At 36.3% G+C, this 12,464-nt stretch carries 13 protein-coding genes; all 13 read left to right on the forward strand.

What is annotated here, in order from left to right:
- Nucleotides 1-135 precede the first annotated feature (135 nt).
- The 13 genes from rpmH to guaB all read left to right on the forward strand — a co-directional run bounded on the left by rpmH (nucleotide 136) and on the right by guaB (nucleotide 12,447).
- A complete protein-coding gene (rpmH, locus tag DOK81_RS02760; RefSeq protein WP_002293121.1) occupies nucleotides 136-270 on the forward strand; it encodes a 50S ribosomal protein L34 in 135 nt (44 codons plus the stop codon).
- Between the two features lie 117 nt (nucleotides 271-387).
- Nucleotides 388-744 carry a ribonuclease P protein component gene (gene rnpA / locus DOK81_RS02765; protein ID WP_067483666.1) on the forward strand — a complete coding sequence of 119 codons (357 nt, stop codon included), beginning with the start codon at nucleotides 388-390 and terminating at the stop codon, nucleotides 742-744.
- Nucleotides 741-1,562: a YidC/Oxa1 family membrane protein insertase gene (locus DOK81_RS02770; protein ID WP_206907825.1), complete on the forward strand. Its 822-nt coding sequence runs from the start codon at nucleotides 741-743 to the stop codon at nucleotides 1,560-1,562. Before rnpA ends, DOK81_RS02770 begins: the two co-directional genes overlap by 4 nt.
- A gap of 14 nt (nucleotides 1,563-1,576) precedes the next feature.
- Nucleotides 1,577-2,341, forward strand: coding sequence for an RNA-binding cell elongation regulator Jag/EloR (gene jag / locus DOK81_RS02775; RefSeq protein WP_206907826.1), 765 nt, complete (start codon nucleotides 1,577-1,579; stop codon nucleotides 2,339-2,341).
- A gap of 445 nt (nucleotides 2,342-2,786) precedes the next feature.
- The gene (mnmE, locus tag DOK81_RS02780; RefSeq protein WP_206907828.1) at nucleotides 2,787-4,184 is read left to right on the forward strand and encodes a tRNA uridine-5-carboxymethylaminomethyl(34) synthesis GTPase MnmE; all 1,398 of its coding nucleotides are present in this window, start codon (nucleotides 2,787-2,789) and stop codon (nucleotides 4,182-4,184) included.
- Between the two features lie 14 nt (nucleotides 4,185-4,198).
- Nucleotides 4,199-6,103 (forward strand): tRNA uridine-5-carboxymethylaminomethyl(34) synthesis enzyme MnmG, encoded by a 1,905-nt coding sequence (mnmG, locus tag DOK81_RS02785; protein ID WP_206907830.1) that lies wholly within the window; start codon nucleotides 4,199-4,201, stop codon nucleotides 6,101-6,103.
- A gap of 199 nt (nucleotides 6,104-6,302) precedes the next feature.
- Nucleotides 6,303-7,016 carry a 16S rRNA (guanine(527)-N(7))-methyltransferase RsmG gene (gene rsmG / locus DOK81_RS02790; RefSeq protein WP_206907833.1) on the forward strand — a complete coding sequence of 238 codons (714 nt, stop codon included), beginning with the start codon at nucleotides 6,303-6,305 and terminating at the stop codon, nucleotides 7,014-7,016.
- Nucleotides 7,017-7,027: 11 nt separating this feature from the next.
- Nucleotides 7,028-7,795: an AAA family ATPase gene (locus DOK81_RS02795; protein WP_206907835.1), complete on the forward strand. Its 768-nt coding sequence runs from the start codon at nucleotides 7,028-7,030 to the stop codon at nucleotides 7,793-7,795.
- The gene (locus tag DOK81_RS02800; protein ID WP_206907836.1) at nucleotides 7,782-8,672 is read left to right on the forward strand and encodes a ParB/RepB/Spo0J family partition protein; all 891 of its coding nucleotides are present in this window, start codon (nucleotides 7,782-7,784) and stop codon (nucleotides 8,670-8,672) included. Before DOK81_RS02795 ends, DOK81_RS02800 begins: the two co-directional genes overlap by 14 nt.
- A gap of 17 nt (nucleotides 8,673-8,689) precedes the next feature.
- Nucleotides 8,690-8,881, forward strand: coding sequence for a DUF951 domain-containing protein (locus DOK81_RS02805; protein ID WP_067483680.1), 192 nt, complete (start codon nucleotides 8,690-8,692; stop codon nucleotides 8,879-8,881).
- An 8-nt stretch (nucleotides 8,882-8,889) separates the two neighbouring features.
- Complete coding sequence (gene ychF / locus DOK81_RS02810) at nucleotides 8,890-9,990, forward strand: redox-regulated ATPase YchF (protein ID WP_067483682.1); 1,101 nt, start codon at nucleotides 8,890-8,892, stop codon at nucleotides 9,988-9,990.
- A gap of 89 nt (nucleotides 9,991-10,079) precedes the next feature.
- Entirely contained in the window at nucleotides 10,080-10,775 is a 696-nt protein-coding gene (locus DOK81_RS02815) for a DUF1129 domain-containing protein (RefSeq protein WP_206907839.1), read from the forward strand.
- A gap of 187 nt (nucleotides 10,776-10,962) precedes the next feature.
- The gene (guaB, locus tag DOK81_RS02820; RefSeq protein WP_206907841.1) at nucleotides 10,963-12,447 is read left to right on the forward strand and encodes an IMP dehydrogenase; all 1,485 of its coding nucleotides are present in this window, start codon (nucleotides 10,963-10,965) and stop codon (nucleotides 12,445-12,447) included.
- Nucleotides 12,448-12,464: the final 17 nt, after the last annotated feature.

Below are 12,464 nucleotides of genomic sequence, written 5' to 3' on the forward strand. Positions count from 1 at the left end.
AGCAAAAAAGAATGTTGTGGATAAGTTTTGAATGAGTTAATATTATTTTATATTGACAAAACAGCATTCTAGTCGGTATACTATCAAAGTATGTCTGTGTTTATAATTAGATAAGAAATTTTGGAGGTGGAATACATGAAAAGAACATACCAACCAAATAAACGTAAACGTCAAAAAGTTCACGGATTCCGTAAACGTATGAGTACTAAAAATGGACGTCGTGTTTTAGCAAGCCGTCGTCGTAAAGGAAGAAAAGTTCTTTCAGCTTAGGCCACTGGGGTTTCAGTGGTTTTTTTTATGTCCTTTTTTAGGGAAATGATGAACTGATAACAGTAAATATGGTATGATGGTTCACGTAAGTGAGAGATAGAAAAGGAAAGAAAACTAATGAAAAAAGCGTATCGAGTAAAAAAAGAACGAGAGTTTCAAGCCGTCTTTAAAACAGGGGCTTCCTTTGCTAACCGTAAGTTTGTTGTTTACCGATTAGATAAAAAAGACCAACCTCATTTTAGAGTTGGGCTTTCAGTAGGTAAAAAAGTTGGAAATGCAGTTTCCCGCAATGACGTAAAAAGAAAAATTCGTGCAGCGATTTATTCTTTTAAAGATGAAATCGATCCAGAATTAGACTTTATTGTAATTGCAAGACCAAGTGTTAAAGGACTAACTTACGATGAGATTCGCTCAAATTTAGTCCATGTCTTAAAGCTTGCAAAAATAATCGATAGAGAGGTAACGAGTACGTGAAGAAATACAAACGTTTACTTTTGATGGCTGGCATAATTAGTTTAGTTGTCATCTTGTCTGGTTGTGGAACTGGGGAAGTGAGTGCACAAAGTACAGGAATTTGGGATCGCTACATTGTTTATAATTTTGCTCAAGCAATTAAAGGCTTATCTTTTGGGAATGCTGGAATCGGGATAATCCTATTTACATTAGTGATTCGGGTAATATTATTACCACTAATGCATTTTCAAACAAAAAGTATGCGAAAAACACAAGAAGTTCAACCCAAATTAAAAGAGTTACAACAGAAATATTCTTCTAAAGACCCTGAAACTCAAAGCAAATTAAGAGAAGAACAACAACGACTTTATGCTGAAAATGGTGTAAATCCATACGCTGGATGTCTTCCTCTACTGGTACAGATGCCAATTTTGATGGCATTATGGCAATCAATTTCTCGTGTACCAGAATTGAAACAGGGACATTTCCTTTGGCTTAATTTAGGTGAAGCAGATCCAACATTTATTTTGCCAATTTTAGCTGCAATTTTTACTTTTGCAAGTACTTACCTATCTAGTATGAGTCAAATTGAGTCGAACCCAACAACGAAAATTATGAGCTTTGCTATGCCAGTGATGATTTTAGTTATGGGTGTTAACTTGGCGAGTGGTCTTTCATTATACTGGGTAGTTTCAAATGCTTTTCAAGTTGTTCAGACATTGTTGATTAACAATCCGTTTAAGATTCGTAAAGAACGCGAAGAAGCAGCAATGAAGATTCGTGAAAAAGAAAAAGCATTGAAAAAAGCTACAAATCCTAAGAAAAAACGTAAAAAATAAGGGAGGTAATGCTAATGCCGATTTATAAAGCTGCAACAGTAGATGAAGCCATTCAAAATGGTTTGGATCAATTAGGTTTGACTAAAGATCAAGTTGAAATTGAGATACTTGACGAAGGAAAAAAAGGGTTCCTTGGAATGGGTCGTAAAGCTGCTCAAGTTTCTATTGAGCCATCTGTTAGTGAAACTATTTCAGAAGTAGTGGAAGAAACAGTAGAAGACGTCCTAGAGGAAACTCCTGTAGAAATTACAGTGATTGATGAATTTGAAGCCGAGTCTGAAGAAAATTCAGTAGAACAAGAATTAAGTGACTTGGATGATGAAGCAGCTTTAACGGAATTGGCACTTTATCTTACTGAAATTTCTAAACATTTGGATGCGCCCGCGCTAGTAAAAATGGAGAGAGAAGCGAACTTAATTGTTTTTCACTTAGAAACGCAAAAGCAAGGAATTTTAATTGGTAAACATGGAAAGACGCTGAATGCTTTACAATATTTAGCACAAGTATTTATCCATCGGGTGGCTACAAACAAACTATCAATTGTTGTAAATGTAGGAAACTATCGCGAAAAACGTCAAGAAATTATTCAGCGTTTAGCTGAGCGAACTGCTGATAAAGTCATTCGTACAGGTCAGCCAGTATTTCTAGAACCAATGCCGGCTTTTGAACGAAAGCAGATTCATGCAGTGCTAAGTAAAAATGATGGAGTAAAAACACACTCTGAGGGCGAAGAGCCTTATCGATATTTAGTTGTTGAGCCAGCAAAAAAATTCTACTAAATGAAATAAACAACAAAAAGGGAATGTCAGAAGTCAGTTGGCTTATGACGCTCCCTTTTTTGTTTTCTATTCTATATAGCGTAGAAGATAAAAAAGTATGCCAAAATATGTTTTTATGGCTAATTGGTGTGAAGAAACAAAATCAGATTGACAAAATTTTTTAAACCAAGTATATTTTACTAGAAATCATTCTTATCGAAGTATACGATCGTAGTAGTCTAACTTTGATAGAAAGAAGCACAAAGCATTTGCTTTGTGCTTTTTTTATTTAAAAATCAGGTTAGAGACTAGTCAATCAAAAGAACTTGATTCATTTTTAGAAATGTGATAGTCTATGACAAGAATTTAATCAAGAACAAGCAGTCAAAGTGCTAAGTTCACCTTTTTATGTAAGGGGTGGAGTGGGCGCTTTTTTTGTGCGTAAAATTAAAGGAGAAGTGAAAAAATGGCTGAAATTACTTTGGAGTTTGACACAATCGCAGCAATCTCGACGCCCCCAGGTGAAGGTGCAATTAGTATTGTACGTCTAAGTGGTGATCAAGCAGTTCAAATTGCCAATAAAGTTTATCGCAGTGGAGCAAAAAACTTACTCGATGTACCTAGCCACACGATTCATTATGGCCATATAGCTGATCCAAGAGATAATCATCTAGTGGATGAAGTAATGGTCTCAGTAATGTTAGCACCAAAAACTTTTACTCGCGAAGATGTGGTAGAAATTAATTGTCATGGTGGAATTGTTGTTGTCAATCAAGTGCTTCAGCTTTTACTTAGAGAAGGCGCACGATTAGCAGAGCCAGGGGAATTTACAAAGCGTGCATTTTTAAATGGTCGTGTGGACTTATCACAAGCAGAAGCTGTCATGGATTTAATTCGTGCGAAAACAGATAAAGCAATGGATTTAGCAATTAATCAATTAGATGGGAACCTTTCTTCATTAATTCGCGCATTGCGCCAAGAAATTTTAGAAACATTAGCACAAGTTGAAGTCAATATTGATTATCCAGAATATGACGATGTTGAAGAAATGACAACTAAATTATTACTCGAAAAAGCAAGAATGGTTCATCAAAAAATTGAAGAACTCTTAGCAACTTCAAAACAAGGGAAAGTTTTGCGAGAAGGGTTAAGCACTGCGATTATTGGACGTCCTAACGTAGGAAAATCAAGTTTGCTAAATCATTTATTACGAGAAGAAAAAGCAATTGTAACTGACATTGCTGGAACGACACGTGATGTGATTGAGGAATATGTCAATGTTCGTGGCGTACCTTTGAAATTGATTGATACAGCTGGAATTCGCGAAACAGAGGACGTTGTAGAGCGAATCGGTGTAGAGCGAAGTAGAAAAGCTTTGTCTGAATCTGATTTGATCTTATTAGTTTTAAATCAAAGTGAAGCTTTAACATCAGAAGATGAACAGTTACTGGAAGCAACAAATGGCTTAAAGAGAATTATTCTTTTAAATAAAACTGATTTACCTGCAAAAATTGAACTAGATAAATTAGCAATGTTTATTGATAATGAGCCTGTTTTTCCAGTTTCAGTCACAAAAAATGATGGTTTGGATCAATTAGAGCTTGCTATTACTGAACTGTTTTTCGGTGGAAAAACAGGTGAGAAAGATGCAACTTATGTTTCCAATACACGACATATCGCATTATTAGAAAAAGCAGCTCTTTCATTAGATGAAGTGGTTACAGGGATAGAAGCGGGTATGCCTGTTGATTTGGTTCAAATTGATATGACCCGTTGTTGGGACTACCTTGGAGAAGTAGTTGGAGATAGTGTTCAAGATGAATTGATAACACAGTTATTTAGTCAATTTTGTTTAGGAAAATAGAGGAGGAACATCTTTTGAATCAATATCAAGCAGAATCATATGATGTTATCGTTGTCGGAGCGGGCCATGCTGGATCTGAAGCAGCATTAGCCTCAGCTAGACTAGGATCGAAAACATTATTATTAACAATTAATTTAGATATGGTTGCATTTATGCCTTGTAATCCATCAGTTGGCGGACCAGCTAAAGGAGTGGTTGTTCGCGAGATTGATGCTCTAGGCGGAGAAATGGGGAAAAATATTGATAAAACGTACATTCAAATGAGAATGTTGAACACCGGAAAAGGACCAGCAGTGCGTGCGTTACGTGCACAAGCTGATAAGCACGCCTATGCGTCAGAAATGAAACATACAATTGAAAAAGAACCTAATTTGACACTACGCCAAGGAATTGTTGAAGAAATAATCGTTGAAGAAGGTGTCTGTCGAGGTGTCGTTACCTCGACAGGCGCACGTTATAACGCAAAAGCTGTCGTTATCACAGCTGGGACAGCTCTTCGTGGTGAAATCATCATTGGTGAATTAAAGTATTCATCAGGTCCCAATAATTCACAGCCATCAGTAGGCTTAGCCAATAATCTAAAAGAATTAGGATTTAAGATTGAACGATTTAAAACAGGAACGCCACCGCGTGTAAAATCAAGTACAATTGATTATTCAGTCACAGAAGAACAACCTGGAGATGAAAAGCCTAATCATTTTAGTTTTAGCACACCCGACAGTGCATATAAAGTTGACCAAGAATCGTGCTGGTTAACTTATACTGGTGAGTCAACCCATCAAATTATCCGTGACAATTTACATCGTGCACCGATGTTTACTGGGATCGTTGAAGGTGTGGGTGCGCGTTATTGTCCATCAATTGAAGATAAAATTGTTCGTTTTGCTGATAAACCACGTCATCAATTGTTTTTAGAACCAGAAGGATTAAATACAGAAGAAGTATATGTCCAAGGGTTGTCAACCTCTTTACCAGAAGATGTTCAAGTAGATGTATTGCATTCAATTGCTGGTTTGGAAAAAGTTGAAATGATGCGTACGGGATACGCCATTGAGTATGACGTCATTGAACCACATCAACTACGTCCAACACTTGAAACAAAAGTAGTTGAAAATTTGTATACAGCTGGTCAAACAAACGGAACAAGTGGATATGAAGAAGCAGCAGGGCAAGGTCTGATTGCTGGGATCAATGCATCATTAAAAGTTCAAGAAAAAGAGCCACTCGTAATCAAGCGCAGTGATGGGTATATTGGTGTAATGATTGATGATTTGGTGACAAAAGGAACAAATGAACCTTATCGTTTACTTACTTCTCGTGCAGAATATCGTTTGATTTTACGACATGACAATGCAGATTTACGTTTGACTGAGATGGGTCACCAAATTGGATTAGTAAAAGAAGAACAATATGAGTCTTATCTATTGAAGAAAGCAGCAGTTGAGCAAGAAATCAAACGATTAATGAGCGTTCGAATCAAGCCTACTACGGAAGTCCAAGCTTTCTTGAGTAGTATTGAAGCAGCTCCATTAAAGGATGGCGTCCTAGCAAGTGATTTCTTGAAGCGTCCAGAGATTTCTTATGCAGATTTGTTAAAATTTATTCCAGAAAACGATACATTGACACATAAAGAAATTGAACAAGTGGAGATACAAATCAAATATGAAGGTTACATCAAAAAAGCAATGGAAAAAGTTGAAAAACTAAAACGTATGGAAGCTAAAAAAATCCCAGAAAATATCGACTACGCAGCAATCAATGGCTTAGCCACAGAAGCAAAACAAAAGTTGCAAAAAATTCAACCTGAAACGATTGCTCAAGCAAGTCGAATCAGTGGGGTAAATCCTGCAGATTTAAGTATCTTGATGGTCTACATCGAACAAGGGAAGATCGCGAAAGTGGACGTATCTGCCCAATAAATTTTTAAAATAAAAAGAGAACTAAAAAAGAACTTGAGTGGGGAATAATTTCTATGCTTCCTCGAGTTCTTTTTTATTTATTTTTTAGTGCGAATTTTTTTAAGATTGTACCTGGAAGCATTGCAAGAAAAAGTAAATTGCGTTAAAGTAGGAGAAGATTCTGTGAAACAATTTCTGTTTCACAATGAAAGGACTAATTATGACACCAGAAGAATTTCGCCAAGCATTAGCAGAAAAACAAATTCATTTATCGGATCATCAGATGGAGCAATTTGCTACATATTTTAAAACACTGGTCGAGTGGAATGAAAAAATGAATTTAACAGCTATTACAGATGAAAATGAAGTGTATTTGAAACATTTTTATGATTCACTGACACTGGCTTTTGAAGTTGATTTCACCGAGAGACTTTCTTTGTGTGATGTTGGATCAGGCGCAGGTTTTCCAAGTATCCCATTAAAAATTGTTTTTCCAGAGTTACAAATCACCATTGTTGATTCATTAAATAAACGAATCACTTTTTTAACAGAATTAACGAACGTATTAGGCATCAGTGCTTCTTTATACCATGATCGTGCAGAAACGTTTGGTCAAAACATGGAGTTTCGTGAATCTTTTGATTTAGTTACTGCAAGAGCTGTCGCTAGGTTAAATGTACTGGCAGAATTATGTATGCCACTAGTGAAGTTAGATGGACATTTTTATGCACTAAAGGCTGCTAAAAGTGAAGAAGAACTGACTGAAGCGAAACATGCAATTGCACTCTTGGGTGGTAAATTTATCAAAGAGGCAGCAGTTGATTTACCAAAAATTTCGGATCAACGTCATATTCTTATTATAGAAAAGAAAAAAATCACACCCAAAAAATATCCAAGAAAACCTGGATTGCCTAATAAGCAACCCATTAAGTAGGAGGAGAAGAGATGGCACAAATTATATCTGTTGCAAACCAAAAAGGTGGAGTTGGTAAAACGACAACTACAGTTAATCTAGGTGCTTGTCTTGCTAGCCTAGGAAAAAAAGTACTCTTAGTTGATATGGACGCACAAGGAAATGCTACCAGTGGTGTGGGTGTCCGAAAACCGGATGTCAAGCAAGATATTTACGATGTATTGGTGAACGAATTGCCAATTGAAGAAGCAACAATTGTAACAGAACATGAAAATTTAAATATCGTGCCTGCTACTCTCCAATTAGCTGGAGCAGAAATTGAATTAACTTCTATGATGGCTAGAGAGTCTCGATTAAAGGGTTCTTTAGCAGAAGTGAAAGATCAATATGACTATATTTTGATTGATTGTCCACCTTCTTTAGGTCACTTAACAATCAATTCTTTTACTGCCAGTGATGCAATTTTAATACCTGTTCAATGTGAGTATTATGCTTTAGAAGGACTGAGCCAACTACTTAATACCGTTCGTTTGGTACAAAAACATTTCAATCCTGATTTAGAAATTGCTGGTGTTTTATTGACAATGTATGATGCAAGAACAAATCTTGGAACAGAAGTTGTGGAAGAAGTCCGTAAGTATTTCCGAGAAAAAGTATATGATACGATTATTCCAAGAAATATTCGTTTATCAGAAGCTCCAAGTCATGGTCTACCAATTATTGACTATGATCCACGTTCTCGAGGAGCAGAAGTTTATCAAGCATTGGCAAAGGAAGTGGTTGATCGTGAAGAAAAATAAAGGCTTAGGTCGAGGAATCAACGCACTATTTCAAGATTTAGAAAATTTAGAAAGTGTTGATGTGAAAGACGAAGTAGTTATTCAATTACCTTTGAATGAGCTACGTCCGAATCCTTATCAACCACGAAAAACATTTGAAGAAGTATCTTTACAGGAATTAGCTAATTCAATTGAACAATCTGGTGTGTTCCAACCAATTATTGTAAGAAGATCTGCAGTAAAAGGATATGAGATCATCGCTGGTGAGCGACGTTTTCGTGCTTCAAAATTAGCTGAAAAAGAAACAATTCCAGCAATTGTACGAGAATTCAATGAAGAAGCTATGATGCAAGTTGCTGTTTTAGAAAACTTGCAACGAGAAGACTTAAATCCATTAGAAGAAGCAGAAGCTTACGAAATGTTGATGAAGAATTTGAATTTGACACAAGCAGAAGTAGCTAATCGTTTGGGTAAAAGTCGTCCTTACATTGCGAACTACTTACGATTGTTATCTTTACCAGATTTGGTGAAGGAAATGGTCCAAGATCATCGTTTGTCAATGGGGCAAGCTAGAACATTATTAGGTCTAAAAAATAAAGATCTTATTTTGAAATTAGCCAATCGTGTAGTATCGGAGAACTTAACTGTTCGTCAATTAGAACAAATAGTATCTGAATTGAATCAAAATGATGGAAAAGAAAAGAAAAAAATTCCACGTTTGGCAAAAGAAAAACCTTATTATATTCGAGAAAGTGAAGATCGCTTGATGGATAAATTTGGTACGAGTGTTGCAATTCAAGAAAAAGATGGCAAAGGGAAAATTGAAATCGAATATCTTTCACAAAAAGATTTAACAAGGATTCTTGATATTCTTAACATTCAATTTGATGAAGAATAGAAACAGGAGGCTATTTTATGTATGATTTAGGCGATATTGTTGAAATGAAAAAACCTCATGCTTGTCAAACAAATCGTTGGGAAATCATTCGTATGGGAGCAGATATCAAAATCAAGTGTGTAAACTGTGGCCATATCGTGATGATGACACGTCGCGATTTTGAAAAAAAATTAAAAAAAATACTTGAAAAAAAGGCAAAGAAAGAGTGAATTAATTTATGGCATTGACTGCTGGAATCGTTGGGTTACCCAACGTAGGAAAATCAACTTTATTTAATGCAATTACCAAAGCTGGAGCAGAAGCAGCGAACTATCCTTTTGCAACAATTGATCCAAATATTGGAATGGTAGAAGTACCAGACTGGCGTTTACAACGTTTAACAGAGCTTGTACAACCGAAAAAAACCGTACCAACGACATTTGAATTTACCGATATTGCGGGTATTGTTAAAGGTGCAAGTAAAGGTGAGGGATTAGGAAATAAATTTTTAAGCCACATTCGCCAAGTAGATGCGATTTGTCATGTTGTTCGTTGCTTTGATGATGACAATATCACTCACGTTGAAGGTCGAGTGGATCCTTTAGGGGACATTGACACAATCAACTTAGAATTGGTCTTAGCTGATTTAGAGTCGATTACTAAACGTTATACACGTGTGGCTAAAGTAGCAAAAACAAAAGACAAAGAAGCCGTAGCAGAGCTAGCTGTATTGGATAAAATCAAACCAGTTTTAGAAGAAGGTCGTTCTGCTCGATCAATCGAATTCACTGAAGAAGAACAAAAAATCGTTAAAAGTCTGTTTTTACTAACAACTAAACCTATTTTATATGTTGCAAATGTATCAGAAGATGATGTTGCGGATGCAGAATCAAATCATTATGTTCAAGAAGTCCGTAATTTTGCAGCTGAAGAAAATGCAGAAGTTATCGTAGTTTGTGCCCGAGCAGAAGAAGAAATTGCCGAACTAGATGAAGAAGACAAAGCAGAATTCTTAGAAGCTTTAGGGATTGAAGAATCTGGTTTAGATCAATTGATTCGTGCAGCTTACGGATTGCTTGGACTAGCAACTTATTTCACAGCAGGCGAACAAGAAGTGCGTGCTTGGACTTTCAGAAAGGGAATCAAAGCACCACAAGCAGCTGGAATTATCCATACGGACTTCGAGCGTGGTTTTATTCGTGCAGAAACAGTTTCATTTGATGATTTGAATAAATATGGAAATATGCACGCAGCTAAAGAAGCTGGTCGTGTTCGTTTAGAAGGTAAAGAGTACATTGTGCAAGATGGAGATGTTATGTTGTTCCGTTTTAATGTATAAAAGGGCTATCATAGTTTGCTAAAAATATGTTAAAATATTTTTTGTGACAACCGTTAAGCAAACTAACGGCTAAGGAGGACTACTAGATCATGGAACCAGAGCAATTACGTGAAATGGTGAAAGAAAATAATCATTTAGAAACACAATTAACGAAGCGAAACCAACAGTATATTTTTGATTTGAAGAAATCTTTAGAGGCGGCAAACTTATCTGAGGCAGAAAAAGTTAATGCGCTTCATGATATGTTACCAGTCTTGGTGAAAGAACAAAAAGGCGGTAAAACTGCACGTCAACTTTTTGGAACGGTTTCTGAGCGAACAGAATCAATTATTAGTAAGCCAGTAGCGCCAAAGAAATCTTCTACACCAGTTTTGATGTGGCTAGATAATACATTATTGTTACTAGGTCTACTGAGCATCATGATTGCAATTACAGGTTTCTTTTCACGTGAAACAGCTCCAGCTTATGGAATTTCTACGCTTCTATTCGGGTCAGCAATTGGTGGTTGGGTGTTTTATATGATGTATAAATATATTTATCAATATGAATATCCAGGTGCAGATAGAAGTAAGAAACCAGGAATGTTAAAAACTTTATTGATTTTAGGTGGCTCAACACTTGTGTGGGTAATCGCATTTTCAGCGACAACTTTACTTCCACCTGTTCTTAATCCTGTATTGAATCCAATTATAGTAATTGTTATTGGTGCCGGGGCATTAGCACTACGTTACTATTTGAAGAAAAAATATGAAATTGTAGGCAGCTTATCTGTTCCAAGAAGATAAATGAACGAACAACGCACGAATTTATTTGTGCGTTGTTTTTTTTGTTTTCTTTCGTAACAATGAGAATAATCGAAAGAAAATCGTTGTTTTATGAGAAATAAAGCAGCAGTTTCTGCTTGGTTATTGACTTAAAGGTTAAAATCGCTTATTTTAATAGATAAACTAAATTAGAGGAGTGGTACTAACAATGTCCAACTGGGAAAAAAAGTTCACGAAAAAAGGGTTTACTTTTGATGATGTCTTATTGATACCAGCAGAAAGTCACGTGTTACCAAACGAAGTGGATATGAGCATACAACTAGCAAAAAATATTAAGTTAAACATTCCAATTATGAGCGCAAGTATGGATACGGTAACTGATAGTAAAATGGCAATTGCAATGGCTCGTCAAGGTGGTCTAGGTGTTATTCATAAAAACATGACAATTGACCAGCAAGCGGAAGAAGTTCGCAAAGTGAAACGTTCAGAAAGTGGCGTTATCATTGATCCATTCTTTTTAACACCACAACATCTAGTTGCTGATGCCGAAGAACTAATGAGTAAATATCGTATTAGTGGTGTTCCAATTGTTGAAACTTTAGAAAATAGAAAATTAGTAGGAATCATCACTAACCGTGATATGCGTTTTGTAACAAATTATCATATTCCGATTGACGATGTGATGACAAAGGATAACTTAGTTGTTGCCCCAGAAGGAACTTCTCTAAAAGATGCAGAGAAAATTTTACAGAAACACAAGATTGAGAAATTACCAATCGTTGATGAAGATGGTCGCTTAAGTGGTTTGATTACCATTAAAGATATTGAAAAAGTAATCGAATTTCCTAATGCTGCGAAAGATGAACATGGTCGTTTACTCGTTGCCGCTGCAGTAGGTGTAACGAGTGATACTTTTGAGCGCGCGGATGCTTTATTAGCTGCTGGTGTAGATGCAATCATCATTGATACAGCTCACGGTCACAGTGCAGGTGTGATTCGTAAGATTAAAGAAATTCGTGAAACTTTCCCAGAAGCAACATTGATTGCTGGTAACGTAGCAACTGCTGAAGCAACCAAAGCACTTTATGATGTTGGTGTTGATGTTGTTAAAGTTGGGATTGGACCTGGTTCGATTTGTACAACTCGGGTTGTTGCAGGTGTCGGTGTTCCTCAATTAACAGCCATTTATGATGCAGCTTCCGTTGCACGTCAATATGGTAAAACAATTATTGCCGATGGTGGGATCAAATATTCAGGTGATATTGTTAAAGCTTTAGCTGCTGGAGGACATGCGGTTATGTTAGGTAGTATGCTAGCCGGGACAGATGAATCACCAGGTGAATTTGAAATTTTCCAAGGTCGTCGTTTCAAAACATATCGTGGAATGGGTTCATTAGGTGCAATGGAAAAAGGATCAAAAGATCGCTATTTCCAAGGTAGCATTAATGAAGCAAATAAATTAGTTCCTGAAGGTATTGAAGGCCGTGTAGCTTATAAAGGAAGCGTAGCAGATATCATCTTCCAAATGATTGGCGGATTAAAATCTGGAATGGGCTATGTTGGTGCTGCAAACTTACAACAATTAAGAGATGATGCACAATTCATCCAAATGAGTGGCAGTGGACTAAAAGAATCACATCCACATGATGTTCAAATCACTAAAGAAGCACCAAACTATTCAGTTGAATCATAAACAACAAAAAACCATCC

The sequence above is a fragment of the Enterococcus sp. DIV0660C genome, from assembly GCF_017316125.1.
Lineage (GTDB): Bacteria > Bacillota > Bacilli > Lactobacillales > Enterococcaceae > Enterococcus_B.

Excerpts from the sequence above, each read along its gene's own strand:
- rpmH (WP_002293121.1), top strand. The coding sequence starts at position 136 with ATGAAAAGAACATACCAACCAAATAAACGTAAACGTCAAAAAGTTCAC.
- rnpA (WP_067483666.1), top strand. The coding sequence starts at position 388 with ATGAAAAAAGCGTATCGAGTAAAAAAAGAACGAGAGTTTCAAGCCGTC.
- jag (WP_206907826.1), top strand. The coding sequence starts at position 1,577 with ATGCCGATTTATAAAGCTGCAACAGTAGATGAAGCCATTCAAAATGGT.
- mnmE (WP_206907828.1), top strand. The coding sequence starts at position 2,787 with ATGGCTGAAATTACTTTGGAGTTTGACACAATCGCAGCAATCTCGACG.
- rsmG (WP_206907833.1), top strand. The coding sequence starts at position 6,303 with ATGACACCAGAAGAATTTCGCCAAGCATTAGCAGAAAAACAAATTCAT.
- DOK81_RS02795 (WP_206907835.1), top strand. The coding sequence starts at position 7,028 with ATGGCACAAATTATATCTGTTGCAAACCAAAAAGGTGGAGTTGGTAAA.
- DOK81_RS02805 (WP_067483680.1), top strand. The coding sequence starts at position 8,690 with ATGTATGATTTAGGCGATATTGTTGAAATGAAAAAACCTCATGCTTGT.
- ychF (WP_067483682.1), top strand. The coding sequence starts at position 8,890 with ATGGCATTGACTGCTGGAATCGTTGGGTTACCCAACGTAGGAAAATCA.
- DOK81_RS02815 (WP_206907839.1), top strand. The coding sequence starts at position 10,080 with ATGGAACCAGAGCAATTACGTGAAATGGTGAAAGAAAATAATCATTTA.
- guaB (WP_206907841.1), top strand. The coding sequence starts at position 10,963 with ATGTCCAACTGGGAAAAAAAGTTCACGAAAAAAGGGTTTACTTTTGAT.